At 60.9% G+C, this 26,331-nt stretch carries 28 protein-coding genes and 1 tRNA gene; 19 read left to right on the top strand and 10 right to left on the bottom strand.

Going from position 1 to position 26,331, the window contains the following annotated elements; translation table 11 throughout:
• The first annotated feature begins 116 nt into the window (after positions 1 to 116).
• Positions 117 to 1,721: a peptidoglycan DD-metalloendopeptidase family protein gene (locus tag AC1ECN_RS12700; protein WP_477953101.1), complete on the top strand. Its 1,605-nt coding sequence runs from the start codon at positions 117 to 119 to the stop codon at positions 1,719 to 1,721.
• A 145-nt stretch (positions 1,722 to 1,866) separates the two neighbouring features.
• On the opposite strand, the gene AC1ECN_RS12695 is transcribed toward AC1ECN_RS12700, so the two are convergent.
• Positions 1,867 to 2,739, bottom strand: coding sequence for an ATP-binding protein (locus AC1ECN_RS12695; protein ID WP_105005824.1), 873 nt, complete (start codon positions 2,737 to 2,739; stop codon positions 1,867 to 1,869).
• Between the two features lie 206 nt (positions 2,740 to 2,945).
• Between AC1ECN_RS12695 and yajC the strand changes: the two genes are divergently transcribed.
• From yajC to AC1ECN_RS12670, 5 genes are all read left to right on the top strand, one after another.
• Positions 2,946 to 3,293 (top strand): preprotein translocase subunit YajC, encoded by a 348-nt coding sequence (yajC, locus tag AC1ECN_RS12690; protein ID WP_003558894.1) that lies wholly within the window; start codon positions 2,946 to 2,948, stop codon positions 3,291 to 3,293.
• A gap of 45 nt (positions 3,294 to 3,338) precedes the next feature.
• Positions 3,339 to 5,879, top strand: coding sequence for a protein translocase subunit SecDF (secDF, locus tag AC1ECN_RS12685; protein WP_477953099.1), 2,541 nt, complete (start codon positions 3,339 to 3,341; stop codon positions 5,877 to 5,879).
• Positions 5,880 to 5,883: 4 nt separating this feature from the next.
• A complete protein-coding gene (locus AC1ECN_RS12680; protein ID WP_018241804.1) occupies positions 5,884 to 6,270 on the top strand; it encodes an Mth938-like domain-containing protein in 387 nt (128 codons plus the stop codon).
• Positions 6,271 to 6,272: 2 nt separating this feature from the next.
• Positions 6,273 to 7,130, top strand: a complete 858-nt coding sequence (locus AC1ECN_RS12675; protein WP_130672473.1) for a phytoene/squalene synthase family protein — start codon at positions 6,273 to 6,275, stop codon at positions 7,128 to 7,130.
• Positions 7,131 to 7,201: 71 nt separating this feature from the next.
• A complete protein-coding gene (locus AC1ECN_RS12670) occupies positions 7,202 to 7,669 on the top strand; it encodes a hypothetical protein (RefSeq protein WP_024320662.1) in 468 nt (155 codons plus the stop codon).
• Positions 7,670 to 7,784: 115 nt separating this feature from the next.
• On the opposite strand, the gene trmFO is transcribed toward AC1ECN_RS12670, so the two are convergent.
• The 3 genes from trmFO to AC1ECN_RS12655 form a co-directional block, all read right to left on the bottom strand.
• On the bottom strand, positions 7,785 to 9,218 hold the full coding sequence (gene trmFO, locus AC1ECN_RS12665; RefSeq protein WP_130672474.1) for a methylenetetrahydrofolate--tRNA-(uracil(54)-C(5))-methyltransferase (FADH(2)-oxidizing) TrmFO: 1,434 nt from the start codon (positions 9,216 to 9,218) through the stop codon (positions 7,785 to 7,787).
• Positions 9,219 to 9,311: 93 nt separating this feature from the next.
• Positions 9,312 to 9,455, bottom strand: coding sequence for a DUF1127 domain-containing protein (locus AC1ECN_RS12660; protein WP_003539017.1), 144 nt, complete (start codon positions 9,453 to 9,455; stop codon positions 9,312 to 9,314).
• 294 nt (positions 9,456 to 9,749) lie between these two features.
• Positions 9,750 to 9,896 carry a DUF1127 domain-containing protein gene (locus AC1ECN_RS12655; protein ID WP_003539019.1) on the bottom strand — a complete coding sequence of 49 codons (147 nt, stop codon included), beginning with the start codon at positions 9,894 to 9,896 and terminating at the stop codon, positions 9,750 to 9,752.
• A 230-nt stretch (positions 9,897 to 10,126) separates the two neighbouring features.
• Between AC1ECN_RS12655 and AC1ECN_RS12650 the strand changes: the two genes are divergently transcribed.
• The 6 genes from AC1ECN_RS12650 (at position 10,127) to AC1ECN_RS12625 (ending at position 14,973) form a co-directional block, all read left to right on the top strand.
• Complete coding sequence (locus AC1ECN_RS12650) at positions 10,127 to 10,267, top strand: hypothetical protein (protein ID WP_163862013.1); 141 nt, start codon at positions 10,127 to 10,129, stop codon at positions 10,265 to 10,267.
• A gap of 499 nt (positions 10,268 to 10,766) precedes the next feature.
• Entirely contained in the window at positions 10,767 to 11,870 is a 1,104-nt protein-coding gene (locus AC1ECN_RS12645; protein WP_130672475.1) for a DUF2157 domain-containing protein, read from the top strand.
• The gene (locus tag AC1ECN_RS12640) at positions 11,867 to 12,457 is read left to right on the top strand and encodes a GDYXXLXY domain-containing protein (RefSeq protein ID WP_130672476.1); all 591 of its coding nucleotides are present in this window, start codon (positions 11,867 to 11,869) and stop codon (positions 12,455 to 12,457) included. Before AC1ECN_RS12645 ends, AC1ECN_RS12640 begins: the two co-directional genes overlap by 4 nt.
• A 153-nt stretch (positions 12,458 to 12,610) precedes the next feature.
• Positions 12,611 to 12,695: transfer RNA gene (locus AC1ECN_RS12635), tRNA-Leu, on the top strand.
• Positions 12,696 to 12,895: 200 nt separating this feature from the next.
• The gene (tig, locus tag AC1ECN_RS12630) at positions 12,896 to 14,380 is read left to right on the top strand and encodes a trigger factor (protein WP_018073391.1); all 1,485 of its coding nucleotides are present in this window, start codon (positions 12,896 to 12,898) and stop codon (positions 14,378 to 14,380) included.
• A 173-nt stretch (positions 14,381 to 14,553) separates the two neighbouring features.
• Entirely contained in the window at positions 14,554 to 14,973 is a 420-nt protein-coding gene (locus AC1ECN_RS12625) for a nuclear transport factor 2 family protein (RefSeq protein WP_018073392.1), read from the top strand.
• Between the two features lie 115 nt (positions 14,974 to 15,088).
• On the opposite strand, the gene AC1ECN_RS12620 is transcribed toward AC1ECN_RS12625, so the two are convergent.
• From AC1ECN_RS12620 to map, 5 genes are all read right to left on the bottom strand, one after another.
• Positions 15,089 to 16,858, bottom strand: a complete 1,770-nt coding sequence (locus AC1ECN_RS12620) for a B12-binding domain-containing radical SAM protein (RefSeq protein WP_018073393.1) — start codon at positions 16,856 to 16,858, stop codon at positions 15,089 to 15,091.
• A gap of 157 nt (positions 16,859 to 17,015) precedes the next feature.
• Positions 17,016 to 17,825, bottom strand: coding sequence for an endonuclease/exonuclease/phosphatase family protein (locus AC1ECN_RS12615; RefSeq protein WP_197727404.1), 810 nt, complete (start codon positions 17,823 to 17,825; stop codon positions 17,016 to 17,018).
• Between the two features lie 57 nt (positions 17,826 to 17,882).
• Entirely contained in the window at positions 17,883 to 19,289 is a 1,407-nt protein-coding gene (gene sthA / locus AC1ECN_RS12610; protein ID WP_024320668.1) for a Si-specific NAD(P)(+) transhydrogenase, read from the bottom strand.
• 118 nt (positions 19,290 to 19,407) lie between these two features.
• Entirely contained in the window at positions 19,408 to 20,235 is an 828-nt protein-coding gene (gene radC, locus AC1ECN_RS12605; protein ID WP_018073396.1) for a RadC family protein, read from the bottom strand.
• Positions 20,236 to 20,242: 7 nt separating this feature from the next.
• Positions 20,243 to 21,079, bottom strand: a complete 837-nt coding sequence (map, locus tag AC1ECN_RS12600) for a type I methionyl aminopeptidase (RefSeq protein ID WP_012757260.1) — start codon at positions 21,077 to 21,079, stop codon at positions 20,243 to 20,245.
• 248 nt (positions 21,080 to 21,327) lie between these two features.
• On the opposite strand from map, the gene AC1ECN_RS12595 reads away from it, so the two are divergent.
• The 3 genes from AC1ECN_RS12595 to AC1ECN_RS12585 all read left to right on the top strand — a co-directional run bounded on the left by AC1ECN_RS12595 (position 21,328) and on the right by AC1ECN_RS12585 (position 22,618).
• A complete protein-coding gene (locus AC1ECN_RS12595; protein ID WP_130672477.1) occupies positions 21,328 to 21,987 on the top strand; it encodes a TetR/AcrR family transcriptional regulator in 660 nt (219 codons plus the stop codon).
• A 128-nt stretch (positions 21,988 to 22,115) separates the two neighbouring features.
• A complete protein-coding gene (locus AC1ECN_RS12590; protein WP_165406130.1) occupies positions 22,116 to 22,289 on the top strand; it encodes a hypothetical protein in 174 nt (57 codons plus the stop codon).
• Positions 22,286 to 22,618, top strand: coding sequence for a DUF6105 family protein (locus tag AC1ECN_RS12585; protein ID WP_018073399.1), 333 nt, complete (start codon positions 22,286 to 22,288; stop codon positions 22,616 to 22,618). The genes AC1ECN_RS12590 and AC1ECN_RS12585 overlap by 4 nt, the downstream gene beginning before the upstream one ends.
• Here the strand turns inward: AC1ECN_RS12585 and ruvX are convergent.
• Positions 22,555 to 23,049 carry a Holliday junction resolvase RuvX gene (gene ruvX, locus AC1ECN_RS12580; RefSeq protein ID WP_018073400.1) on the bottom strand — a complete coding sequence of 165 codons (495 nt, stop codon included), beginning with the start codon at positions 23,047 to 23,049 and terminating at the stop codon, positions 22,555 to 22,557. The two genes, AC1ECN_RS12585 and ruvX, sit on opposite strands and share 64 nt — an antisense overlap.
• A gap of 179 nt (positions 23,050 to 23,228) precedes the next feature.
• Between ruvX and AC1ECN_RS12575 the strand changes: the two genes are divergently transcribed.
• The 4 genes from AC1ECN_RS12575 (at position 23,229) to AC1ECN_RS12560 (ending at position 26,320) form a co-directional block, all read left to right on the top strand.
• Positions 23,229 to 23,933: a metal-dependent hydrolase gene (locus tag AC1ECN_RS12575; protein WP_130655287.1), complete on the top strand. Its 705-nt coding sequence runs from the start codon at positions 23,229 to 23,231 to the stop codon at positions 23,931 to 23,933.
• A gap of 69 nt (positions 23,934 to 24,002) precedes the next feature.
• Positions 24,003 to 24,290 (top strand): Asp-tRNA(Asn)/Glu-tRNA(Gln) amidotransferase subunit GatC, encoded by a 288-nt coding sequence (gene gatC, locus AC1ECN_RS12570; RefSeq protein ID WP_130672479.1) that lies wholly within the window; start codon positions 24,003 to 24,005, stop codon positions 24,288 to 24,290.
• Positions 24,291 to 24,347: 57 nt separating this feature from the next.
• On the top strand, positions 24,348 to 25,829 hold the full coding sequence (gatA, locus tag AC1ECN_RS12565) for an Asp-tRNA(Asn)/Glu-tRNA(Gln) amidotransferase subunit GatA (protein ID WP_018073402.1): 1,482 nt from the start codon (positions 24,348 to 24,350) through the stop codon (positions 25,827 to 25,829).
• On the top strand, positions 25,820 to 26,320 hold the full coding sequence (locus tag AC1ECN_RS12560) for an N-acetyltransferase family protein (RefSeq protein WP_477953089.1): 501 nt from the start codon (positions 25,820 to 25,822) through the stop codon (positions 26,318 to 26,320). Before gatA ends, AC1ECN_RS12560 begins: the two co-directional genes overlap by 10 nt.
• The last annotated feature ends 11 nt before the right edge of the window (positions 26,321 to 26,331 follow it).

Here is a 26,331-nt window from a genome sequence, read left to right as displayed (position 1 = left end):
AGCTATGGTTATCAACTTCTCAAAAATATCGCACTGATTCCAGCATCTTAACCGCGTGGTAATACTAACGCGTTTTAATAGACTCACAAATGGTTGCGTTCTCAGTGGGTCGAGTCATGAGTTTCAGTCTTTCGCCAAAGTTCGGGAAGTCTGCCGGTAATCTTCTGGTTGTTTGCCTGCTGGCAAGTGCCGCAACGGGCTGCAGTTCCGATGTGACACGGTTTGGCGGCTTGTTTTCCTCCTCCGGGCAGGACCAGATCACTACAAGTTCCATTCCGCGCAGGAATATGAACGGTTCTCAGGGCGATCCGGTGCCGCGCGCCGATCTCGGCGGTTCGGCCGTTGCCAGCCAGTCGGGCTACGGCGGCGGCAATGACGCGCTGAACCAGCCTTATCCCGCACGCCAGGGTTACGATCCGACCCGCACGTCGAGCTCGAGCGCGCGTCTCGCTTCGGCGCCGGTCTCGGTGCAGCGTTCCGATCTGGCCGCGCCGACGGCTGTTGCCCCCTCCCGGCAGCGGGAAAAGGAAGTTGCGCTCGCCCAACCTTTCCCGTCTGCGCCGCAGGCTGAAAAGCCCCGATTGGTCGCGCCGGCTGCGCCGAAGATGACGCCCGATACGCTGACGACCGGCACGACGCCGAAGGTTTCCGGCTGGTCCGCCACCAACGCTCCGTCGGTGACGCTGCGTCCGGGTGAAAGCATCGCCACCCTCTCCAGGCGTTTTGGCGTACCGGAAAAGGAAATTCTGCGCGTCAATGCTCTGAAGACGGCATCTGCTGCCCAGCCCGGCCAGGCGATCCTGATCCCGACATTCAACGGCGGCAATGCCGCCAAGGCGGCATCGCAGGCGGCTGACCTTTCCAAGCCCGGCAAGATGCCGGATGCGCCGAAGGCGCCTGAGCAGAACGTTGCCGTCATTCCGGGCGCCAATTCCGCCCGCGACAAGACGCTGGCGAGTGCCGATATCACCGGCAAAATTCCCGCCGGCACCGGCAAGGATCCGAAGGCGCCTGCCGGCACCTATGTCGTCAAGCAAGGTGATTCCCTGGCAAAGATTGCCAAGGCGACTGGCAGCAATGTCGACGACCTCAAGGCCGCCAATAATCTGTCGGCCAACTCGCTCCGCATCGGTCAGTCCCTGAAGATCCCGAACGGCACCGCCGACAATATCAAGACGGCCTCGATCCCGGCCGAGAAGGTCGATCCGAAGCCGACCCAGCCGGCGGCTGCCCAGCAGACGGCTTCCGTTCAGCCCGCGCCCTATAAGGCGCCGGCCGCCACCCAGACCGTCGACGATGCCGAGAAGAAGTCGGACGTCAGCTCCGCCGCGCCGGAATCAACCGGCATCGGCAAATACCGTTGGCCGGTGCGCGGCCAGGTCATTGCTTCATACGGCGCCAACGTCAACGGCAACCGCAATGACGGCATCGACATCTCGGTACCGCAGGGCACGCCGATCAAGGCCGCTGAAAACGGCGTCGTCATTTATGCCGGCAACGGCCTGAAGGAACTCGGCAACACGGTTCTCGTCCGTCACGACGATGGCACCGTTACCGTCTACGGCAACGCCGATACGCTGAGCGTCACCCGCGGCCAGAAGATCCAGCGCGGCCAGACGGTTGCCGTCTCCGGCATGAGCGGCRACGTCAAGCAGCCGCAGGTYCAYTTCGARGTSCGCAAGGACGCRWCYCCKGTSAACCCGATSACTTTCCTSGAATAGGTATAGCGTACCAGGAAACGCAAAAGCCCGGCCACCAGCCGGGCTTTTGTCATTTATGCATGTCGCGCAAAAATGCGCAGCGGTTTTGGGACAAGCGACAAAGACCTAAAACGCGTCGCGTGCATTCGGATTGAAGCGACGCGCTCTAGCCTCGGTCGATGTGAACGCGCATGCGTCCGGCCAGGTCCTGGATATACTGCCAGGCGACGCGGCCGGAGCGTGCGCCGCGGGTCGTTGCCCATTCCAGCGCCTCGGCATGCATCTTGTCGCGTTCGAGCCCGATCTTGAAGTGATCGGCATAGCCGTCGATCATGCCGAGATAATCCTCCTGGCTGCATTTGTGGAAGCCGAGCCAGAGGCCGAAGCGGTCGGAAAGCGAAACCTTTTCCTCGACCGCCTCTGACGGATTGATCGCCGTCGACTGCTCGTTTTCCATCATGTGGCGCGGCAGGAGATGGCGCCGGTTGGAGGTGGCGTAAAAGAGCACATTGTCCGGCCGCCCCTCGACGCCGCCGTCGAGTGCTGCCTTCAGCGATTTGTAAGCGGTGTCATCGTGATCGAAGGAGAGATCGTCGCAGAAGACGATCACGCGGTACGGCGTGTCCTTCAGGAGGTCGAGCAGATGGGGGAGGGTGGCGATATCCTCGCGATGGACTTCGACCAGCTTCAGCAAGACGCTGCTTTCGCGCCTGACATCCTCGTGTACGGCCTTGACCAGCGAGGATTTGCCCATGCCGCGCGCGCCCCAGAGCAACACATTGTTGGCGGCATAACCCTCGGCGAAACGCACCGTATTCTCATGCAGGATGTCGCGCACATGATCAACGCCGCGGATGAGCTTCAACGCCACCCGGTTCGGTCTCTTGACCGGCTGCAGATGCTGGCGCAAAGGCGCCCAGACGAAACAGTCGGCAGCATCCCAATCGTTGAGGGCGGGTGCCGGTCCGGCAAGACGCTCGACGGCGTCTGCGAGCCGTCTCAGTTCGGCGAGCAGGGCTGTGTTGATTTCCTCGGTCATCGGTGGCCTCCTGATTTCTCACTGCGGCAATCCGCTTTGATCTTTCGATGCCGGGTAGCATGGCGTTTTGACGGCGGAAAGGTTATGAGGCAGCGGAATCGGTACTGTTTCCGGCTGTTTCTGTTGCATTCATCGAAGCCGTAACTATAGTCCGGCAACCTGAAAAGAGAGGCGGAGTTCCGCCGCCCAAGCCTGAGGAGTTTAGCATGTTCATCACCCCGGCATTCGCCCAAAGCGCGACCGATACCGCAACGGGATTCGGCGGTTCCGGTTTCGAAATGATCATCCTGTTCGTGCCGCTGATGGTCGTCTGGTACTTCCTGCTGATCCGTCCGCAGCGCGCACAGGCAAAAAAGCGTGAGGAGACCCTGAAGGCAATTCGTCGCGGCGACCAGGTCGTCACCGGCGGCGGTCTCGTCGGCAAGGTCACCAAGGTCGTCGACGAAAAGGAAGTCGAAGTCGAGATCGCTGATGGCGTGCGTGTCCGCATCGTCCGCAGCGGCATCTCAGAAATTCGCGTCAAGGGTGAACCGGTCAAGGCCGACGCGGCGTAACAAGCGGCAACGGCAGGACCGCCGGATCGGAAGATCGTCGAGAGAATGTTGCATTTTTCCCGCTGGAAAACACTTCTGATTTGGCTGGTCGCGTTTGCGGCCATCGCTATCGCTGCGCCCAATCTGCTGACCGAGGCGCAGCGATCCTCCCTGCCAGACTGGTTGGGGCACGACCGCTTGACGCTCGGTCTCGACCTGCAGGGCGGCTCGCATATCGTTCTGAAGGTCGAGCGTTCCGATGTCGTCAAGGACCGCCTGGAGGAGCTGGTCGCCAACGTGCGTAACGCGCTGCGCGGTGCCAGCATCCGCTATACCGGGCTGACCGGCAATGACCAGACCGTCACCGTCCGCATCACCGATCCGGCCCAGATAAAGGCGGCGGTCGATCTCCTGAAGCCTTTGACGACGGCTGGTGGACATTCCGGATCTGAGGTCGCGCTGCAGCAGGGCGCGGAGGGGCAGCTCTCGCTGCAGATTTCCGACGCCGGCATTACCGCTGACGTCGCTTCCGCGCGGACCCGGTCGCTCGATATCGTTGGCCGCCGCATCGCCGGATTCGGCCATGATGATTTCCTCGTTCGCCCCGATGGCGCCGACCGCATTGTCGTGCAGGTGCTGGGATCGGTCGATGCGGAGCGGCTGAAGAACATCCTGAACCAGCCCGCCAAGCTTTCCTTTCATCTGATCGACGAAAGCATGTCGGGGCAGGAGGCGCTGAACGGCCGCTGGCCTGCAACGTCGCAAGTCCTTTATTCCCTCGACGATCCGCCGATTCCCTATCTCGTCGACCGCACGGCTTTCGTCACCGGCAGCAACATGGTCGATATCGAGCCCATCGTCGATCCGCAGACGCAGGAGACCTCGATTGCCTACCGTCTCGATGCGGAAGGCACGCAGCGGCTGGCGCAGGCGACGGAACAGAATATCGGCAAGCACCTCGCCATCGTCTTCGACGACCAGGTGATGTCGTCACCGGTCATCGATGCGGCGATCACCGGCGGCGAAGGCCGGATTTCGGCAAACTTCTCCGAGGACGGCGTCCGCGACCTTGCGATCATGCTGCGCGCCGGCGCCTTGCCGGCGACGCTGACGAGCGTTGAGGAACGCAGCGTCAGCCCGAGATTCGGCGCCGATTCCATCTTCAACGGTCTCATTGCTGGCCTTGTCGCCGTTGTGCTGGTCGCAGCACTGATGATCGCCCTCTATCGTATTCTCGGCATCATCGCCGTCGTCTCGCTCTTCCTCAACCTGATCCTCATCATCGCGGTGCTCAGTCTTGTCGGTGCGACGCTCACCTTGCCCGGGATTGCCGGCATCGTGCTGATCGTCGGCATGGCCGTCGATTCGAACGTACTGATCTACGAGCGCATCCGCGAAGAGGAAAAAACCACCCATTTCTTTGCGGAGGCCGTCGGCCGCGGTTTCTCGCGCGCATTTTCAACGATCGTCGACGCGAATGTGACGATCTTCATCGCCGCCATCATCCTCTTTTTCCTTKGCAGCGAATCCATCCGCGGTTTCGCGGTGACGCTGGCGGTCGGCATCCTGACGACCGTTTTCACGGCTTTCACGCTGACGCGCTCGATCGTTGCCGTCTGGCTGAGCGCGCGCCATCCCCGGCATCTGCCGAAGAGCGTCCTGACCCATCTTTTCGAGCACGCCAATATCCGCTTCATGGGAATCCGCCGCTATGTCTTTACGGCGTCGGCGGTCATCTCGCTGATCGCCATGGCCGCCTTTGCCACCGTCGGCCTGCATCTCGGCATCGATTTCTCCGGCGGCTCGCTCATCGAGGTAACGGCGAAGCAGGGCAATGCCGACATCGCCGATCTCCACTCGCGCCTCAATGATCTCAATCTCGGCAATGTCAGTGTCGAGCGCACGGGCGGGCCGTCGAACGCGCGGATCCGCATTGCTTCCCAGGGCGGCGGCGAGAATGCCGAGCAGTCGGCGGCGACGCTGGTGCGCGGTGAGCTCCAGGAAGATTATGATTTTCGCCGCGTCGACGTCGTCGGCCCCGCCATCTCGGGCGAATTGACGATGATGGCGACGCTCGGTGTGCTCGCAGCACTTGCGGCGATCCTGATCTACATCTGGATCCGCTTCGAATGGCAATTTGCCGTCGGCGCCATCGTCGCAACGCTGCACGACGTCATCATCATGYTCGGTCTCTTCGTCCTCACCGGCATCGAGTTCAACCTGACGAGCATCGCCGCCGTGCTGACCATCGTCGGTTATTCCCTGAACGACACGGTCGTGGTCTATGACCGAATGCGCGAGAATCTCAAGCGATACAAGAAGATGCCGCTGCCGATCCTGATCGATGCCTCGATCAATCAGACGCTGTCACGCACCATTCTGACCGCGGCGACGACGCTGATCGCCTTGCTCGCGCTCTTTCTCTTCGGGGGCGAAGTCATCCGCTCCTTCACCTTTGCGATGCTCTTCGGCGTCGCTCTCGGCACCTTCTCTTCGATCTATATCGCAGCTCCTGTCTTGATCGTCTTCCGGCTGCGGCCGGAGGCTCCCGACGGGGAAGAGAGCAACAAGACGGATGCTGGTGTAAAATCCGGTACGGTGGTTTGAAAACATGGCAAAAGGCATAGAAATCCGCGCCGCGCATTTCCCCGGGCGCGCCCCGATCGACGCTTACGGCAATGGCGGCTTTCGCTTTGCCGACATGTCGCATCGCGGCTCGATCCTTTGCCTGCCGTCCGGCATTCATGGCTGGGACATGGATATGTCGAAACCGCTGTCGCCTGAAAATTTCCGYCGGGTGCTTGATGAGGCTAGTGATATCGAGGTTTTGCTCGTCGGCACCGGTACCGAGCTTCGCCGCCTGCCCGAGGAATTGAAGCTGGCGCTGAAATCGCGCGGTATCTCCTCCGATCCGATGAGCACCGGAGCGGCGGTGCGCACCTTCAATATCATGCTCGCTGAGCAACGTGCCGTCGCCGCGGCGTTGATTGCGGTCTGACGATGACTGAAGCGAATATTGCGACGAACCAGGAGATCTGCCTGGCGATGCTGCGTGACAGCGATCGCGACCGCTATCTCGCCTGTCTGCTGTCGCCGGAGGCAAAGCGCGGCGCGCTTGCAGCTCTTTATGCCTTCAATGCCGAGCTTGCCCGCATCCGTGATCTCGTGCACGAGCCGTTGCCCGGCGAGGTGCGGCTGCAATATTGGCACGACCTGTTGGAAGGCAGCGCACACGGCTCGACGGCAGCCAATCCCGTCGCCGCAGCGCTTCTGATCGCGATCGAAACGCACCGCCTGCCGCGCAAGACGCTGATCGACATGATCGAGGCCCGCACCTTCGATCTCTATGACGATCCGATGGAGACACGTCTTTCGCTTGAAGGCTATGCCGGCGAAACGGCATCGGCCCTGATCCAGCTCGCAAGCCTGGTGCTGTCGCCGGAGGAGGCCGCACGCTCGGCCGACGCCGCCGGCCATGCCGGCGTTGCCCAGGCGGTCGCCGGATTGCTGCTGCTGATGTCGCTGCATCGCCGCCGCGGCCAGGTCTATATTCCGCTGCAGATCCTTTCCGCCACCGGTCTCGACCGCGATGCCTTCCTTGCCGGCGAAGACAGGCCGCGCATCTCTGCTGCCATCGAGGCCTTCGCCGGTCTTGGTCGCGAACATCTGGTGAAGGCGAGAGCGGCGGGGCCGATTGCGCCGGCCGTCTTTCCAGCCTTTCTGCCGGCGACGCTTGCCGAACCGGTGCTCGTCAAGGCGCAGAAGCGAGGGGCCTTGCTGTTCGACCGACCACTGCAGCCGCCGCAATGGCGCCGCCAGCTGCGAATGGGACTGGCAGCAACCCGCCGGAAAATCTGATATCGGTCAAATTCGCGCAAGTCTCGCGCGTTACAAGGCTTCCACCGCTACCCTTTGAACGGAGACTCGGCGTGGGCATTATCGTCTGGTGCGTTCTTTTCGCCATCGTCATTTTCATTGCTTTTGTGGCAACGCGCATGGCCGCGCAGAACAAGGAAGACGGCCTGCATGACACGGGCCTCGCCATCATCGAATTCGGTCGCGCCTTTCCGAACGAGGCGATCCGTCAGTTGCAGGCGACGGAAAACGGTCAGGCCGTCTTCGTGCGCCTGCATGACAACAAGGCGGGCTTTATGCGCAACATGTCGCGCCATTTCGCCTGCCATCTGATCGAGCCGGGTCGGGTGCGCGTCGTCGGCTCGGAAACGGGCCGGGGACTGGTGGTCGACTTCCTCGATGCACCCTATCACAACGCTGATTTCGAATTCGCTTCCGCCAAGGAAGCCTCGGAGGTTTCGCTCTGGCTGCTCGGCAATTATATCGCCGAGCCGGATAAGGACCTGCCGACCGGCAATATTTCGGCGGCGAATAAGCAGTAATGCATGTCGCCCAATACTGCGCAGCGGTTTGCGAGGACGGCATGCATAAAAGAAAAGCAAAGCCTTCAAGCGGGTCGCATGAGCCGGTTCGATGCGACGCGCTTGAAAACGCCGGTCAGGCGTTTTCGGCAAGCGTCGATTCTTGACCGAGCCAGGCGGCGCAGTCGGCAAGCGCGCGGCGTGCGATCAGCTGCCGCTTCATGATCGTCTTGTCCTTGCCGCGGAAGCGCTTGACGCCTTCGGGCTTGACGATCGACCCCGGCTGGAGCTCCGGAAACAGCCCGAAATTGATGTTCATCGGCTGGAACGATCGTTTGCCCGGCTCCTCGTCGGTGACGAGGTGCCCACCGGTGATATGACCGAGCAGGGAGCCCAGCGCCGTCGTTGCCGGCGGCAGCGAAATCGCCTCGCCCTTGCGTTCGGCGGCGGCGAAACGCCCGGCCATGAGCCCGACGCTGGCACTTTCCACATAACCCTCACAGCCGGTGATCTGACCGGCAAAACGCAGGCCGGGCCGCGATTTCAGCGTCAGTGACCGGTCGAGCAGGGTGGGGGAGTTGATATAGGTATTGCGGTGCAGGCCGCCGAGACGGGCAAATTCCGCATTTTCCAGACCCGGGATCATCCGGAAGATATCTGCCTGCGTGCCATATTTCAGCTTCGTCTGGAAGCCGACCATGTTGTAGAGCGTGCCGAGTGCATTGTCCTGCCGCAGTTGCACGACGGCATAGGCCTTGACTGTCGGGTTATGCGCGTTCGTCAGCCCCATCGGCTTCATCGGTCCGTGGCGCAGTGTCTCGCGGCCGCGTTCGGCCATTACCTCGATCGGCAGGCAGCCGTCGAAATAAGGCGTGCCCTCCCATTCCTTGAAACCGACCGTGTCGCCTGATATCAGCGCGTCGACGAAGGCATTGTACTGCGCCTCGTCCATCGGGCAGTTGATGTAATCCTTGCCGTTGCCGCCAGGCCCGACTTTGTCGTAGCGCGACTGATACCAGCAGATATCCATGTCGATGCTCTCGCGGTAGACGATCGGCGCGATGGCGTCGAAGAAGGCAAGCGAATCCTCGCCGGTTTCCGCCTGGATGGCGCTCGCGAGCGACGGCGCCGTCAGCGGCCCGGTGGCGACTATGGCAAGATCCCAGTCCTTCGGCGGCAGGCCGGTGACCTCTTCACGCACGACGGTGATGAGCGGGTGGTCATGGACCGCTTTGGTCACCGCCTCGGAGAAGCCATCGCGATCGACGGCGAGCGCACCGCCGGCCGGTACCTGGCACCGATCGGCAGCGGCCATGATCAGCGAACCCGCCATGCGCATCTCGGCATGGATGACGCCGACGGCATTGCTGGTCGCATCGTCGGACCGGAAGGAATTGGAGCAGACGAGTTCGGCAAGACCGTCGGTCTTGTGCGCATCCGTGCCGCGCACCCCGCGCATTTCATGCAGAATGACCGGAACGCCGGAACTGGCGATCTGCCAGGCGGCTTCCGAACCGGCAAGCCCGCCGCCGACGACGTGGATAGGGGAATAGGAGGAGATCGTGTTCATTCCGGGCTGATATCATGTCGGCAGGTGCGATCCAACACCCCGGAATCAAAAACGGCGCCCTGGGGCGCCGTCTTGGAAGCATCGTACTCGCTATTAGCGGAACGAGCGGGATGCGATATTCCGGATGTCGTAGCGGCTAACGCCGATATCGGACAGGGTCTGGTTCGAAAGGCCGCCGAGTTCATTGAGCGTACGACGGTAGCTGAGCCAGCTTCTTGCAATGCGGATCGGGTTCATTGTCTTCTTCCTATGTCCGCGGGACGGCGGGATCGCCTGTCTCTCTGCGGTTGATGTTTATATAGGCGAGAACCGTCCGATTGTGCAGTGCAAATAAAAGGCGTCTGCCATGCAATTGTGCACTACGATGCTCTTCAATTAAGCAGAGGATATTTTTTGAGCGGGCTAACGAGTGGGAAAAACCTGCAACCGCAGCGGCCACCACGGGCAGACAAAAGAAAACGCCCGCTGTGGGTACAGCGGGCGTTTCGATCGAGAACAATCGTGCTTGGGAGGAGCAGCGATCGCCTAGAATTAGCGGTGGGAAGCCTCACGGGCAACGCGATGGATGTCCGAACGGTCGATGCCGAGATCGTGCAATTCGCGGTTGGTCATGCGGCCGAGTTCCGTGACGGTCTGACGATACTTGCGCCAGTTATTGAAAGAGCGAGAGAAGTTCATGTTAAGCCCCTTTCCGAGGGTTTGATCTGCCAGCAGCCACCGATCGGCGCTGACCTCTATTTGATGACTGGAATATATGTTGCGACGCGAAAGACTAAAACAGACAAGTTTTCAGATCACCTATGCGAAGCTTGCAATGCTCAAAGGGTATTTGACGCAGACTTACCGTTTTTTTGGTCAATGAATAGGCAGAATGACTTTTGAGAAAGCAATTCGATTTGGAGAGGCGAATGGGGATCACTGCGGAAAAACGCTGCTCCCTCCGCCAGTTCCGCCCGTCCTTCTGCTACAACGAGGCGCTCCGGCTCGGATCAGAAGTCGCCCATCCCGTCGCAGAGTTGGTGGGGCGGCGTGACGACAATGTGGCATGACGGCGCCATGCGACGAAAACTCTCTCACCGCCAATGCTTTAATAAGGCTTTGGCTAAACAAAAACGCCCGCCGGGGGAGGATCCGGCGGGCGTGTTATGGTGACTGACAACTGGGAGGAGGAGTGTTGCCAGTCTATCGCAGCGCGCTGGGAGGAGGAGTGCGCGGCTGCGAATCTCGTCACGGACAAAGCATCCGCGGGCGTCCKGCTAATGCCGGGCCGGGGCGCCATCCCCGTGCTTCGATGTGTTGATCAATAGTATGACTAATGAATATTGTGCAGTGCAATAAATTCATGCCGGATATGCGGAATACGCATATCTCTCCGTCCATAAACTTATATTACTGCTTCTGGCGTTAGCGGCTGGTTAACACTCGGTACTATTTAGACCAGTGAAGAACTTGTATATTTGTTGCAGAGCGTTTGCGAACACCGGTCCTGCGTCTATAACGGCGTGAGCCGCAGGCCGCAGTCGGCGTTGCGGAAATAAGAGGTAGAGTATGTATCGCGGCAGGTTGGAGCGGGATCTTTCGCTCTGGGTGGGGAAGGGCCTGCTCGGGCAGGAAACGGCAGGTGCGCTTCTCGCCGAATATGACAGCCGCCCGGCAAGTTTCAGCCTCGGCAGGGTGCTGATGGCGCTGGCGGCGGTGCTGCTTGCCGCTGCCATTCTGCTGGTCGTCGCCTCCAATTGGGAGGCCATCCCGCGCCTCGTCCGCGTCGGCGTCATCCTTGCCCTGATCTGGGTCGTGCACATCGCCGCTGCCCGGCTGCTCGCCCGCGGTGCGGCGGCGGCGGCAGGCGGCTTGCTGGTTATCGGCGCGATGAGCTTCGGCGGCGCCATCTCGCTGGTTGGACAGATGTATCACCTCTCTGGCGACGAGCAGACGGTGATGTATCTGTGGTTCGCGATTGCGACGATCTCGGCGATCCTGTTCCGTTCGGGCGCCGTTGCCGTCGTCGCCGGATTCCTCTCCTGGGCGTCGTTTGCCGTCTATCTTGAGAATAACGACACACATTGGATAGGGTTCGATCCCTGGATGGCGCCTGTCATGGCGGTGATCGTCATCGGGCTGGTGCGGTATACCGGCGCCGAGCGGGCCCGCCATCTGGCCTACCTGCTGCTGATCGGCTGGCTCGCCTGGCTCTATACTCTTTATGAGGAGATCGCCGTGGCGCTTGCCTTTGCGATCGGCGGCATGGTGGCCTTCGTCCTGACGGCGTTGCCGCTCCCGCGTATCGCCTCCCTGGTCAGAAGCGCGGGTGCRGCGCCGGCCTTCTACAGCTTCCTGGTCGCCGTAATCGGCTTCCTGCTGCTGCATATCGAGATCGAGGATGGCTGGCGGCTGGTGGTGCTCGGAGTGGCGACGCTTGCCGCTTCCGTGCTGGCGATCGCCCTGCATGGCAGGGATAACGGCGCGGTGCGATACCTCGCCTATACGACCTTTGCCGCCGAGATGCTTTATCTCGCCTCCGTCACCGTCGGCTCAATCCTCGGCACATCGAGCCTCTTCCTCTTCTCCGGTCTCGTGGTGGCGCTTGTCGCCTGGATGGTCATCCGTCTCGAACGGCGTTTTTCGGCGAATGCGCAGGGGGAGCGCGCATGAACTCGTTCATGGCGAGGCTGCAATCCGGCAAGGGCTATCTGCTTTCGGCCATCATCGTCGCCGGTCTGCAGACCCTTATCCTCGGCACGATCATCCAGAGCCGGGCGTCGATCCTCAGCGACGGCGCCGAGGTGCTGCTGAAGACGGCGCCCGTCGATCCGCGCGATTTCTTGCGCGGCGACTATGTCGTCTTGAACTACGACATTTCCTCTGTGCCGGTGCAGACGGTTTCCGGCGGCATTCCGGCTGAGGCCGGCGAACGTGTGCTATGGGTCCGGTTGAAGAAACAGGAGGATGGTTTCTGGACGGTGACCGAATCGTCCTTTCACGAGCTGCCTACGCAGCCGGAGACCGTGATCCTGCGCAGCCAACCATTTTATGGTGGCGGACTTGCCGCCGGCGACAGCATGCGTGTCGAATACGGCATCGAGCGCTACTACGTTCCTGAAGGTGAGGGCAAGCCGATCGAGGAGGCCCGCAATGACGGCAACGTCGCCATCGCAGTGCGTGTCTCGCCTGATGGAAGCGCACAGATCCGCAGCCTGCTGGTTGACGGCAAGCCGGTTTACGACGAGCCGCTTTACTGATCCGACGGCACTTCGGAGGAGGGCGGCTCCAGGGCCGCAAGTCGCCTGTCATTTGCCGTTCATTTTTCCTTTGCCTCGACCAAATCGGGTGATATAGAGACGCCGCGCTCCGGAGGGCCTCATGCGCAGGCATAGGCATGCGGTTTTGTGAACGCGGGTATGGTGAAATTGGTAGACACGCCAGATTTAGGTTCTGGTGCCGCAAGGCGTGGGAGTTCAAGTCTCTCTACCCGCACCAAGCTGTTTGCAGGCGGGAGACTGAAATCGGTTGGCTTAGGGCAGCCGAGAGTTGTCCCGAATAGCCCGCGAGTGCCGTTCCCCTTTGGGCGGAATGATACAGGAATTGGGAAAAGCCACGCGCGGCAGGATCGCCGGCGTCGTGCTCATCGAAACGAACGGCGTCTGGGCACGGCCGCCACGAAATGAAGGTAGGAAGACATGCAGGTTATCGAAACGCTCGCTGAAGGGCTGAAGCGCGAAATCAAGGTCGTTATCCCGGCCAAGGACATGCAAGACAAGATGAATGAGCGTCTTGCCGATGTGAAGGACAAGGTTCGCATCAACGGCTTCCGTCCGGGCAAGGTCCCCGCTGCGCACCTCAAGAAGGTCTACGGCAAGTCGATCATGGCCGACCTCGTCAACGAGATCGTCCGCGAGCAGCCGGCCGCCATCCTGTCCAGCCGCGGCGAGAAATCGGCCACGCAGCCGGAAATTGCCATGACGGAAGACAAGGACGAAGCCGACAAGATCCTCGCTGCCGAGCAGGATTTCGAATTCACGCTCTCCTATGAAGTGCTGCCGCCGATCGAACTGAAGTCGGTTAAGGGCATCAAGGTCACGCGCGAAGTCATCGACATCTCGGACGACGAAGTCAACGAGCAGGTCCTGAAGGTCGCCGAAAGCGCCCGCGCTTACGAGACCAAGACCGGCAAGGCCGCAGACGGCGACCGCATCACCATGGATTACGTCGGCAAGGTCGACGGCGAAGCCTTCGAAGGCGGCACCGACCAGGGCGCCGAACTCGTGCTCGGCTCCGGCCGCTTCATCCCGGGCTTCGAAGATCAGCTCGTCGGCGTCAAGGCCGGCGCCGAGAAGACCATCACCGTGACCTTCCCGGCCGACTATCCGGCCAAGAACCTCGCCGGCAAGGAAGCGACCTTCGACGTCACTGTCAAGGATGTCGCGGCACCTGCCGCTGTCGAGATCAACGATGAACTCGCTTCCAAGCTCGGCATCGAATCGGCTGACCGCCTGAAGGAGATCGTCCGTGGCCAGATCGAATCGCAGTACGGTTCGCTGACCCGCCAGAAGCTGAAGCGTCAGATCCTCGACCAGCTGGACGAGATGTACAAGTTCGAGACCCCGAACTCGCTGGTTGACGCCGAATATAACGGCATCTGGAGCCAGGTGAACAACGATCTCGCCCAATCCGGCAAGACCTTCGAGGACGAAGACACGACCGAGGAGAAGGCTCGCGAGGAATACAAGACGCTCGCCGAGCGCCGCGTCCGCCTCGGCCTCGTTCTCTCCGAAATCGGCGAAAAGGCCGGCGTCGAAGTCAGCGAAGACGAGATGCAGCGCGCCATCTACGATCAGCTGCGCCAGTATCCGGGCCAGGAAAAGCAGATCCTCGAATTCTTCCGCAGCCAGCCGGGTGCCGCCGCTTCGATCCGCGCGCCGATCTTCGAAGAGAAGGTCATCGATCACCTGCTGACCGAAATCGACGTCACCGACAAGAAGGTGACCAAGGAAGAACTGCTCGCCGAGGAAGAAGGCGAAGCCAAGGCCGAGACCAAGAAGGCCGCGCCGAAGAAGAAGGCTGCCGCCAAGGCCGAAGCAGCTGACGCTGGTGAAGGCGAAGAAGCCGCACCGAAGAAGAAGGCTGCTCCGAAGAAGAAGGCGGCTGACGAAAGCGCCGAATAATCGCTTTTCAGTTCAGAAGTTTGGAAGGCCTCGCCATCGTGCGGGGCCTTTTTCTATTATCCAGGGCAGTTCATTCTCGCCGCCTACTCCTTTGTGTTTATTCACCAGGAACAACAAAGAGTTGCAATAAAGTATAATTCGATGCAGATTCTACTGATGGGGAGGACCTGAAAATGACTGCAAAGCATGACATGAAGAAGCTGGTGGAAGAAATGTATGCCGTGCGTGACCGCGGCGATGTCGAAGCTACCCTGGCGCTGATCGGCGAGGGTTGCACCTTTCGCATGGTCGGCAATACACGGCTGGCGCCTTTTTCGACTGAATCAAGCGGGCATGCTTTTCGCCAAGCGATAACGCAGCTTATCACAGTATGGGATCTATCGAATATCAGGACAGCTATCTATGTGGACGAGGATGAGCATATGGTCTTTGCCCACCGTGAAGGCGAGGTCAGGCACATCCCATCGGGCGTGAGCTTCCATACGGAATTCATCGACAAGATCCATATCCGGGATGGGAAACTGGTCAAGATCGTCGAATTTGTCGACACGCTGCAAGTGGCCGAGACGGCCAAGATGATCCAAGTCGCTTAAACGGCCACCAAGGTCGGAGCCTTCGAAGCGTTGTCAAAGTTGATTCATGCGACGCGCTTTAGAGTTTGATGCCGCCCACGTTTTCGGGCGTCAGCCGCCGTTCAAGAATTACCGCTCAATGCGCTGTCAGTTGCGCGACTTTCCTGACATGGCTCACGGCTGCGGCGCCGCCTGCGGTCTGTGTGAAGAGGTGGAGCGTTTCCTCTTCGTCGTCGGCGACAGGCGTCAGCGCCTGATCCATGTAGGTCTTCGACTTTGCATCCCTTGAAATCAGGAACGCCGAAATCGTCAGGCCAATGATCGTGCCGGCGAGCGAAGCATGTTTGCGGAAGGTTTCCCAGGCAAAGCGCGGCCAGAAGACCAGCGGATTCTCGCGCGGCAGGTCAGGGCGCCGCTCCGATGGGGTCTTCAGGCGCAGCAGACCGCTTTGCAGCGGATGCACGTTTTCCAGCGGCACGGTGGTGGCGAAGGAGACCAGAACCTTGACGAGCCTCGCCAGCGGTACCCCGGTCGCCACAGCGCGGCGCAGCAGCGTCTTCATATGATCAGGCGAATAGTAGAGCGACCACGCCTCGTGGTAGATGTCTTCCCATTCCTGTTTGCTCATTTTGGGATGCGCGGTGCAGACGTGCTCGACATCGTAGATGTTGAGATCGGCATCCATCTCGATGCCCTTCTTCCACAGGACCTGATGGTCCTCGGAGCCAGGCAGCGGCGTCAGGATGAAGAATTCGATGACGTCGAGCGGCAGCTCTTCCTGGATGATCGTGATGTCGCGGCGGATCGACTCCGGCGTGTCGGCGGGGAAGCCCAAGATATAACCGGCGAGCGTCATGATGCCCTGGGCCTTCCAGGCGAGCAGCATCTTGCGGTATTCGGTGATCTTGTTCTGGTTCTTCTTGGCAGCGGTCAGATTGTCCGGATTGACGTTCTCAAGGCCGATGAAAACGCGCGTGACGCCGGCGCGCCTGGATTTCTCGATGAAATTCGGGATCTTGTGGCAGAGCGTGTCGACCTGGATCATCAGGCCGAGTGGGATACCGTCCCGCTCCTTGAGTTCGATCAACCGGTCGAAGATCGCTTCCCAATCCTTGTTACGGGCGAAATTGTCGTCGGTGATGAAGAATTTGTGGATGCCCTGGGCCCAGTTCATCCGCACCAGCTTTTCGACGTCGTCGGCCGAACGGAAGCGTGATTTGCGTCCCTGCACGTTGATGATGGTGCAGAACGAGCACTGATAGGGACAGCCACGTCCGGCATCGAAGCTGGTGCTGAGCCCGAGCGTGCGCTGGATATTGTCCTTCGGCAGGAAGGGAACCGGCGTGCCGCCGATGCCGGGAAGGTCGTTCATGAAATTGTAGAGCGGCTTCAGCTCGCCGGCGGCGGCATCGCGCAGCACCATGTCGAGCCGGCCCTCGGCTTCGCCGGCAAACATCGAGATGCCCATGTCGCGGCAGGCGTCGAGCCCGACGGCCTTGCCATCCAGCATCGACAGGCAGCCGGAAACATGGAAGCCGCCGATCGAAACCGGCAGGCCGGCATCGCGGAAGGGACGGGCGATATCGAGGGCGCGCGGATACTGGTTGGTCTGGACGCCGACGAGCGCGATCATCCCGAAATTGTCGTGACGCTTGAACTGCGCCAGCAGTCCGGCGATATCGATCCGCGTATTGGTCTCGTCGATCACGGTGATGTCAATCGCCGTATCGTCTCCGAGCACCTTGCGCTCGGCACATTCGGCGGCAATGCCGTAGAGCGCCGCCAGCGAATTGGAGGGGATCATCGCCCGCCACCAGCGGATGACGTAGCCGTCGTCGTCATAATGCGACGGCTTGATCAAGATCAGCTGAAAACGTCTGCGCGCAGCTTCCAAGACATGGGACAAGAGTATTTATCTTTCTCTAGAAGCTTTGCCCGAAGGCAAATGGCGTTGAAGGCATATACAGGCACGACATACCAATGCGATTTAGGAGGTCAAACTAAGGCGTAAAAAAACGGCACGGCCCGCAAACGCTTCGCGAAGTGTATCACTCCTCAATATACTACCCGATATCGAGCAGCAATGCGCGATGGTCGGAGACTTCGGGCGCCTCGACCACCTCGAATTTGGCAACCTTCACCCCCGGCGTCACCAGCATGTAGTCGGCAAAGCGGCCTTGCTTCAGATAGTAGGAGGTTCGCGTGTCTACAAGACCGTTTCCGGTGACCAGATCGGAAAGCCCGAGTCTGGCGAGAATCGTGAAGGTCGCGCTGTCAGGCAACACGTTGAAATCGCCGCAGACGACGAGATTTTCGCCGCCGGGCCAGACGCGCTCGATGAGCCTGACCAGCGCCTCGGCCTGCTCTTTGCGCGCTGCGGTATCGCCCTTGCCTGCGGGATCGCGCAGGCCATGCATGTGGGCGATGGTCACGGTAGAAGCGTGCTCATGGCTGAAGAGGCGGATGCAATGGGCGTTTCGCGGCCGCGGATGTTCGCCCCAGCCATCGGCGGAAAAACGGCCGTGCACGAAGTCCAGCCCCTCTGCGATGAGGGAATGCGTTTTGCGCACGAAGGTCGCCAGCCCGAATTCGGCGGCAATCGCGGTATCGCCATCGAAAAGCTCGCCTCTCGAGGTCGGGCAGAAGAAGCCGTCGTGGCGGGGCAGGGCGGTGCCGATCTCAGTAAACAGATTGGCGCGCTGCGGCAGCTCCAGCCCCGCGTCCCGATAGATCGACCATCCGCCGCCCGTACCTGGCACCCGCAGCACTTCCTGCAGGCACAGGACATCCGGATCGGCTTGCCTGATATAGCCGATCAAGGTCTCATGCAGCCTGCCGCCCCATGCGTTCAGCGAAATGATGCGCAATGTCATTGGGCTCCGTTTGGCGGCCGGATTTAGACGACAGCTCCGCCGTCTACATGATGCGTTTTAAAGTTCTGACTTGATGTCGCCCATCCGGTTCCAGGCATCGAGCCCAGCGATCTTGTAGGCTTCGGCGAGCGTCGGGTAGTTGAAAGTGTTCTCGACGAAATATTCGACCGTGCCTTTGAGGTTCAGCACCGCTTGACCGATATGGACCAGCTCGGTGGCACCTTCGCCGACGATATGCACGCCGAGCAGGCGGCGGGTCTTCAGCGAGAAGATCAGCTTCAAAAGCCCGGTGTCGAGGCCCATGATGTGACCGCGCGACGTCTCGCGGAAGCGGGCAATGCCGCATTCATAGGGAATACCGCGCTCCTTCATCTCTTCTTCGGTCAGGCCGCAGGTCGAAATCTCCGGCACGGCATAGATGCCATAGGGGAAATATTTCGGCGGCTCCTTGGCGACCGCGCCGACCGCGACGCGGGCAGCGATGCGGCCCTGTTCCATCGAGGTCGAGGCAAGGCTTGGAAAGCCGACGACGTCGCCGGCGGCATAGATGTTGGCAACCGATGTCTGGAAGGTTTCCGGATTGACCTTGAGACGGCCGCGGCTGTCGGCGTCGAGGCCGATGGCCTGAAGGTTCAGCGCATCGGTTGCCCCCATGCGGCCGGCGGCGAAAAGCACCATGTCGGTCGTCAGGCGTCGGCCGCTGTCGAGCGTCAGTTCGACCTTGCCGTTTTCGAGCCTCTCCACCTTATCGGCCTTCTGGCCGAGCAGCAGCTTCATGTTGCGGTCGCGCAGCTGATAGGTAAAATCCTCGATGATTTCCTTGTCGATGAAGTCGAGCATCGTCGCCTTCGGATCGATGACGGTGACGGCGGTGTCGAGCGCGCTGAAGATCGTCGCATATTCGATTCCGATGACCCCGGCGCCGATGACGACCATTGATCGCGGCAGGTCCTGGATGTCGAGCAGTTCGTCGCTGTCGAGAACGGTCTTGCCGTCGAAGGGGATGTAATCGGGGCGGAAAGGCTTTGTGCCGACGGCAAGCAGCACGCTGGCGCCGGTGACCTGCGTGGTCTCGCCGTCATCCTTGATCACCTGCAGCGTCGACGCATCGATGAAGCTCGCCTTGCCGCGAATATGCTGCACGCGGTTGCGGGCGAACTGGTGTTCCAGCACCTCGACCTCGTGGTTGAGCGTAATCAGCAGGCGGCGGCGCAGGTCATCTGCACTGATCTCTTCCTTGACGCGGTAAGACCGGCCGTAGAAGCCGCGTTCGCGCCAGCCGGAAAGATTAAGCGCGGTCTCGCGCAGCGTTTTGGAAGGGATGGTGCCGGTATGCACGGACACGCCGCCGACGCGTTTGCCCTGCTCGATGACAAGCACTTTCTTGCCGAGTTTTGCCGCCTGGATCGCGCCGCGGCGCCCTGCGGGACCGCTGCCCACCACAACGAGATCGTACTGAAGCATCATCAAGCCCCGGATTGGAAAGGAATCATATTGCGACGCAAAATGTCGCCCGTCCATCGTTAGCCGGTCAATGTTACAGATTGTTTTACGACCGCCGATTCCGCCGGACCTGTGCCTTTCAGATCAACTTCAGCCCCTTCAGGCTGACATGACCATCCCTGCCGATGATGACGTGGTCGTGGACGGTGATATCGAGCGCCTTGGCGGCATCGATGATCACCTTCGTCATGTCGATGTCGGCGCGCGATGGTGTGGGATCGCCGGAGGGATGGTTGTGCACGAGGATCATCGCCGTTGCCGAAAGCTCGAGTGCGCGTTTGACCACCTCGCGCGGATAGACCGGCGTATGGTCGACCGTGCCGCGGCCCTGTACCTCATCGGCGATCAGCACATTGCGTTTGTCGAGGAAGAGGATGCGGAACTGTTCGCGTGTCTCGTGCGCCATGGCGGCATGGCAATACTGGATGACCGAAGACCACGAAGACAGGACCTGTTTGCTCCTGAGCTCGCTCTTCAGCGTCCGGTGGGCGACAGTCGAGATCAGCTTCAGGTCGAGCGCCACGGCCTCGCCGACGCCCTTGACTTCCATCAGCAGCGCCTGAGGCGCCCCAAAGACGCCGGAAAGCGAGCCGAACCGTTCGATCAGCGCCTTGGCGATCGGCTTGGTGTCACGCCGCGGGATCAGCCGGAAAAGCAGCAGCTCAAGGATTTCGTAGTCGGCAAGCGCGGTGTCGCCGAGCTCGCGGAAGCGGTCACGCAATCGCTCGCGATGGCCGTGATAATGCTCTTGGCCGGCGAGCGAGGCGGGCAGGGCGGTCCTGGCATTCGGCGCGGACGATTTTTGCGGCCGTCCGCCAAAGAACGAGCGTTCGTCGGCGGCAAGGGACTCTTGCGTTGGGAAAGGCAGCTCGTCGTCGGAAGATGTCGAAACGGGGCCCTTCGCCATCGAACCGTCACCCGTTGTGTGACGGCAGGCCGGGGCGGTCGAGCCCGCCAGGCGACAGCGTGAAGATCTCGCAGCCGTCGGAGGTGACGCCGACCGTATGTTCGTATTGCGCCGACAGCGAGCGGTCGCGGGTGACCGCCGTCCAGCCGTCGGCCAGCACCTTCACATGCGGCCGGCCGAGGTTAATCATCGGCTCGATGGTGAAGATCATGCCTTCGCGCAGCTCCGGCCCCTCGTTCGCGCGGCCGTAATGCAGGATATTTGGCGAATCGTGGAACAGCCGGCCAACGCCATGGCCGCAGAAATCGCGCACCACCGAACAGCGTTCGGCCTCCGCATAGGTCTGGATCGCCTCGCCGATCGCGCCGGTGCGAGCGCCGGGCCTGACGGCGGCAATGCCGCGCATCAGTGATTCATAGGTGACCTCGAGCAGTCGCTCGGCAGCACGCTTGACGACGCCGACGGGATACATCCGGCTGGAATCGCCGTGCCAGCCGTCGAGCACGAAGGTGACGTCGATATTGACGATATCGCCGTCACGCAACGGCTTGTCGTTGGGAATGCCATGGCAGACGACGTGGTTGATCGAGGTGCAGGTCGATTTGGTGTAGCCGCGATAGTTCAGCGTCGCCGGATAGGCGCCGTGATCCATGCCGAAATCGAAGACGAACCGATCGATCTCATCAGTCAATAGACCGGGCTTGACGATATCGGCAAGCGCATCGAGGCAGCGCGCGGTCAGCTGACATGCCCTGCGCATGCCCTCGAATGCTTCAGCGTCATAAAGCCGGATGGCGCCCGTATTCTTCGGGGGCGCAGTAGAGGCTTCGATATAGTTCACCATTGCAGGGCCTTAGCGGAGATTGTTAGATTTGTTCATAATGCAGCTATGCCGGGTTCGTCCATCACGATCAACTGCCAGGACGAGATTTCTGGACGGATCCGATCAGTCCAACGTGCAGCTTTCCACATCCGTTCGACGGACAATCAACGGTCCGGCTGGAATATCCACAATCTTCCCAAAGGGATAGGATTGATTGCGTGAAGTCTCCCCGCTACTCACCGATTGGTGACAGCGGGGAAGGGTCGATCATGCTGAATGAAGCCGTAAATCTTGAAAATTCACCCGGGGTCGGCGCCGAGCCGGAACGGCGCGTGCGTGATCGCAGCGCTACCGAGCGCGCAATCCTTGCCGCCGCCAAGGGGCTGCTCGCCGAGGAAGGCTTCCAGAATTTCGGCATTAATGCGGTTGCCCGCCGCGCCGGTTGCGACAAGCAGCTGATCTATCGCTACTATGGCGGCCTCGACGGCTTGGTCGAGGCGATCGGCACCGATCTCGGCACATGGGTGAAGGATCGCATCCCGGAGGACACCGGCGGCATGTTCCTGCTCACCTATGGCGACCTGATGGAGCGGCTGTCGCTTCTCCTCCTCGACGCCTTGAGGACCGATCCGCTGATGCGCCGCATCCTCGCCTGGGAGATATCGGAAAATACCGAGCAGGTGAGGCGGCTCTCCGAAGCGCGTTCGAAGGCGCTCGCTCTCTGGCTGGAGCGTATGCGCGGCTCGCTGGCGCCGCCGAAGGGCGTGGATGCGGCAGCCGTCAACGCCGTCGTCATCGCGGCGATCCAGCACCTCGTGCTTGCCGCCGCAGCCGGCGGGCAGTGCGCCGGCCTGTCGTTGAAGACATCCAAGGACTGGGAGAAGGCGGCAACGGCGCTGAAGCGCATCGTGCGTGGCGTTTACGGCTGATACCTGCCCTATCCACAGGGGGCGGGCGCCGCGTTAACCTTAACAAATGGTTTACATTGCGTGGGGCTGGTTAAGCCGACAGTGTGGCGGTGAGCAGAGATGTATGAGTAGAGCCCGAGTTGACGCCCATGGGAACCAAGATCGCTAAAGCCGCGTTTCTGGTGACGGCGATGATGTTTTTCGCAGTCCTGGCGCTGGATATCGCAATTCCGACGCTGGTGCTTTGCATCATGGCATTGTCGACCTGGTTGGTCTCCCTCGATCTGCCCGTGACGCGCAAGCATGGAGGAGAGGCCGCATGAAGTGGTTTCTGATCTTCTGGGCCGGCCCCATCGTCTTTCTGGGCGGATGGTACTGGCTCTCCTATTACGACATGAGTTTCGGCATCTTCATGTTCACGCGGCAGGTCCATGACCTGACGTTCCAGCTTTACGGCAAGGCGCTCGGCATTCCGCCGGAGTCTATCCCGCCGCTCGTTGCCCGCGCGATCGCGGTCGACAGCCTCGTCGTCTTCGCCATCCTTGGCTTGCGGAAGCGCAAGTCGATCATTGCCTGGTGGAAGGCGCGTCAGGCGTTGAATTCATCTCCATCAGACCTTGCCAGCAAGGAAAGCCTGTCGAGCGCGCCCTGAAGGATGAAGCTTGCCGCGGCCGAATCGATCCGTTCGGCCCGCTTGGCGCGCGAGACGTCCATTTCGAGCAGCGTCCGTTCGGCCGCAACCGTCGAAAGCCGCTCATCCCAATAGACGAAGGGCAGCGCCGTCTTCTGCTCCATATTACGCACGAAGGCGCGAGTCGCCTGCACGCGCGGACCTGCTGATCCATCCATGTTCATGGGTAGGCCGATGACAAAGCCTGCGACCTTTTCCGATTGTGCGAAGTCGAGCAGCGCCTGCGCATCGATGGTGAACTTGACGCGGCGGATCACCGTGCGCGGCGTGGCGAAGCGCCGTCCGAGATCGGACATCGACAGCCCGATCGTCTTGGTGCCGAGATCGAGGCCGGCAATTGCCTGTCGCGGGGCAAGCGTCTCGGCCATTTCCTCGATCGTCAGCACCGTCATCGCCGTTTCATCCCGTCAAAACAAATTGAAGTCGCCGCCGCTTTTCTTTGCGGCCGCATAAGATATGTCCTTAGGGCATGACGCCGAAAAGTGTGAGCGGTTTTCGGACGACATCACGCTCTCATGCTTTGATGTGGCATCGAAACCGGCTTTGCATCACGTAATAAAGGAGACATTTCATGAAGATCACCTGGCTCGGCCATTCCGCCTTCCGCATCGAGACATCAAAGGCGAAGATCCTGCTCGATCCATTCCTCAGCTATAACGCCTCCTTTTCCGGCCAGGATATCAAGGATGTTTCTGCAGGCATCACTCACATCCTGCTGACGCATGGCCATGGCGACCATGTCGGCGATACCGTGGCGCTCGCCAAGGAAACCGGCGCCGTCGTTCTCGCCAATGCCGATCTCGCCGCTTGGCTCGGCTCCAAGGGCGTCGACAAGATCGAGATGGGCAATACCGGCGGCACGATCGCGCTCGGCAGCTTCTCGGCGACCTTCACCAATGCGCTGCACTCCTCCGCCCAGATCACCGAGGACGGCGTCTCGCACGCGCTCGGCAACGCCAACGGCCTGATGCTGCATTTCGACGACGAAGCCTCGATCCTTGCCATGGGCGATACCGACATCTTCTCCGACATGGCGCTGATCAACGAATTGCACCAGCCTGATATCGGTTTCGTGCCGGTCGGCGACCGTTTCACCATGGGCGGCGCGGTGGCCGCGCTTGCCTGCCGGCGCTATTTCAACTTCAAGACCGCGATCCCCTGCCATTACGGCACCTTCCCGATCATCGATCAGACGGCGGAAAAATTCGTTGCCGGCATGGAGGGATCGGAGACGGAAGTGAAGGCGATCAAGCCTTCCGAGAGCCTGTCGATCTGACGAAACCCCGTTGCGTCAGGCGGACATGGCCTTTATAGCGGGTAGGAAAAATCCTATCCGGAGAATGCCATGTCCGTCGATCTTGCCACCGTAAAGCGCGTCGCCCGCCTTGCCCGTATTGCCGTCGCCGAGGACGAGGCAAATCGCATGGTCGGCGAGCTGAACGGCATCCTTGGCTTCGTCGAGCAACTCTCCGAAGTGAATGTCGACGGCGTCGAGGCGATGACCTCGGTGACCCCGATGGCGATGAAGAAGCGGACTGACGCGGTGACCGACGGCAGCAAGGCAGCCGATATCGTCGCCAATGCGCCCGTCACCGACCACAATTTTTTCCTGGTGCCGAAAGTCGTCGAATAAGGCTTCGAAGCCTCGTTCCGACCCTGTTGCCATTTCCAGATCTGAAGCGAAAACACGATGAGCGAACTCACCAGCCTGACCATTGCCGAAGCCCGCCAGAAACTGCGCGGCAAGGAAATCACCGCGATCGAACTGACCGAAGCCTATATCTCGGTGATCGATGCGGCCAATGACCGGCTGAATGCCTATATAAAGGTCACGCCGGATCTCGCCCGCGTCATGGCGAAGAACTCCGATGAGCGCATCGCCGCCGGCAAGGCCGGTGACCTCGAAGGCATTCCGCTCGGCATCAAGGATCTCTTTGCCACCGTCGGTGTCCACACCCAGGCCTGCAGCCATATTCTCGACGGTTTCGAGCCGCGTTATGAATCGACCGTCACGCAGAACCTCTGGGATGACGGCGCCGTCATGCTCGGCAAGCTCAACATGGACGAATTCGCCATGGGCTCGTCGAATGAAACATCCTATTACGGCCCAGTGATCAATCCCTGGCGCGCCGCAGGCTCCAACCAGCAGCTCGTGCCCGGCGGCTCCTCCGGCGGTTCGGCCGCCGCCGTCGCCGCGCATCTTTGCGCCGGCGCCACCGCCACCGACACCGGCGGCTCGATCCGCCAGCCGGCCGCTTTCACCGGCACCGTCGGCATCAAGCCGACCTATGGCCGCTGCTCGCGCTGGGGCACCGTCGCCTTTGCCTCCTCGCTCGACCAGGCAGGCCCGATCGCCCGTGACGTCCGCGATGCCGCCATCCTCTTGAAGTCGATGGCAAGCGTCGACGCCAAGGACACGACATCTGTCGATCTGCCGGTGCCGGATTACGAAGCAGCCCTCGGCCAGTCGCTGAAGGGCATGAAGATCGGTATTCCGAACGAATACCGTGTTGATGGCATGCCCGACGAGATCGAAACCCTCTGGCGCCAGGGCATCGCCTGGCTGAAGGATGCCGGCGCCGAGATCGTCGACATCTCGCTGCCGCACACCAAATACGCCCTTCCGGCCTATTACATCGTCGCTCCGGCCGAAGCATCCTCGAACCTCGCACGTTACGATGGCGTGCGCTACGGCTTGCGCGTCGACGGCAAGGATATCGTCGACATGTATGAGAAGACGCGCGCCGCGGGCTTCGGCAAGGAAGTCAAGCGCCGCATCATGATCGGCACCTATGTGCTGTCGGCCGGCTATTACGATGCCTATTACATCCGCGCCCAAAAGGTGCGTACATTGATCAAGCGCGATTTCGAACTCGCCTTTGACGCCGGCGTCGACGCCATCCTGACGCCGGCAACGCCGTCGTCGGCTTTCGGCGTTGCCGATGAGAACCTCGCCGCCGATCCGGTGAAGATGTACCTGAACGACATCTTCACGGTGACGGTCAACATGGCGGGCCTGCCCGGTATTGCCGTGCCTGCTGGCCTCGACCACAAGGGCCTGCCGCTCGGCCTGCAGCTGATCGGCAAGCCCTTTGATGAGGAAACCCTCTTCAAGACTGCCCACGTCATCGAGCAGGCAGCCGGCCGGTTTACGCCGGCCAAGTGGTGGTAACGGATCTAAAGATCCGAAGAATAGCGGCTGCCGACCACAAAACGGTCGGCGCCGTCGGCTTTGCAGCATGGGCCGCAAGCGATGCCTTCGAGGACAGCTATCTCGATCCCGATGTGATCACCAGGGTGCGGCACGAGTTCGCCATATTTCCCGAGGAAACGAAAGGTGAGATCTTCGTTGCCGAACGGGACGGGACGATCGTCGGCTGGGGCGCGCGTGAAAACCACCCGAACTATGTGTCCGACCTCTGGGTGCATCCCGAGCAACACGRCCGGGGCGCCGGCCGGGCTCTCCTGCTTCATTTGTGCGAGTTGATGGCGGCAGAGGGGCTGGCGACTGCCAGGCTCGACACGCACGCCAGGAACCAGGGCGCAATCCGGCTCTACGAACGCTGCGGCTTCACCATCGTCTGGCGCGGCCGCGAATTTTCAAAGAGCATGGGTGTCGAACTTGAAAAGGTGCATCTGGAGAAACGGTTGGCTGACGGATAGCAGGAACCAGG

Source organism: Rhizobium sp. 01N447_2 (genome assembly GCF_056399245.1).
This window is presented reverse-complemented; position numbering and strand designations above follow the sequence as displayed.

Coding starts and splice junctions, on each gene's coding strand:
- AC1ECN_RS12695 (WP_105005824.1), bottom strand. CDS start 2,739: ATGACCGAGGAAATCAACACAGCCCTGCTCGCCGAACTGAGACGGCTC.
- yajC (WP_003558894.1), top strand. CDS start 2,946: ATGTTCATCACCCCGGCATTCGCCCAAAGCGCGACCGATACCGCAACG.
- AC1ECN_RS12675 (WP_130672473.1), top strand. CDS start 6,273: ATGACTGAAGCGAATATTGCGACGAACCAGGAGATCTGCCTGGCGATG.
- trmFO (WP_130672474.1), bottom strand. CDS start 9,218: ATGAACACGATCTCCTCCTATTCCCCTATCCACGTCGTCGGCGGCGGG.
- AC1ECN_RS12660 (WP_003539017.1), bottom strand. CDS start 9,455: ATGAACCCGATCCGCATTGCAAGAAGCTGGCTCAGCTACCGTCGTACG.
- AC1ECN_RS12655 (WP_003539019.1), bottom strand. CDS start 9,896: ATGAACTTCTCTCGCTCTTTCAATAACTGGCGCAAGTATCGTCAGACC.
- AC1ECN_RS12650 (WP_163862013.1), top strand. CDS start 10,127: ATGGGGATCACTGCGGAAAAACGCTGCTCCCTCCGCCAGTTCCGCCCG.
- AC1ECN_RS12640 (WP_130672476.1), top strand. CDS start 11,867: ATGAACTCGTTCATGGCGAGGCTGCAATCCGGCAAGGGCTATCTGCTT.
- tig (WP_018073391.1), top strand. CDS start 12,896: ATGCAGGTTATCGAAACGCTCGCTGAAGGGCTGAAGCGCGAAATCAAG.
- AC1ECN_RS12625 (WP_018073392.1), top strand. CDS start 14,554: ATGACTGCAAAGCATGACATGAAGAAGCTGGTGGAAGAAATGTATGCC.
- AC1ECN_RS12615 (WP_197727404.1), bottom strand. CDS start 17,825: ATGACATTGCGCATCATTTCGCTGAACGCATGGGGCGGCAGGCTGCAT.
- sthA (WP_024320668.1), bottom strand. CDS start 19,289: ATGCTTCAGTACGATCTCGTTGTGGTGGGCAGCGGTCCCGCAGGGCGC.
- radC (WP_018073396.1), bottom strand. CDS start 20,235: ATGGCGAAGGGCCCCGTTTCGACATCTTCCGACGACGAGCTGCCTTTC.
- map (WP_012757260.1), bottom strand. CDS start 21,079: ATGGTGAACTATATCGAAGCCTCTACTGCGCCCCCGAAGAATACGGGC.
- AC1ECN_RS12595 (WP_130672477.1), top strand. CDS start 21,328: ATGCTGAATGAAGCCGTAAATCTTGAAAATTCACCCGGGGTCGGCGCC.
- AC1ECN_RS12590 (WP_165406130.1), top strand. CDS start 22,116: ATGGGAACCAAGATCGCTAAAGCCGCGTTTCTGGTGACGGCGATGATG.
- AC1ECN_RS12585 (WP_018073399.1), top strand. CDS start 22,286: ATGAAGTGGTTTCTGATCTTCTGGGCCGGCCCCATCGTCTTTCTGGGC.
- ruvX (WP_018073400.1), bottom strand. CDS start 23,049: ATGACGGTGCTGACGATCGAGGAAATGGCCGAGACGCTTGCCCCGCGA.
- AC1ECN_RS12575 (WP_130655287.1), top strand. CDS start 23,229: ATGAAGATCACCTGGCTCGGCCATTCCGCCTTCCGCATCGAGACATCA.
- gatC (WP_130672479.1), top strand. CDS start 24,003: ATGTCCGTCGATCTTGCCACCGTAAAGCGCGTCGCCCGCCTTGCCCGT.
- gatA (WP_018073402.1), top strand. CDS start 24,348: ATGAGCGAACTCACCAGCCTGACCATTGCCGAAGCCCGCCAGAAACTG.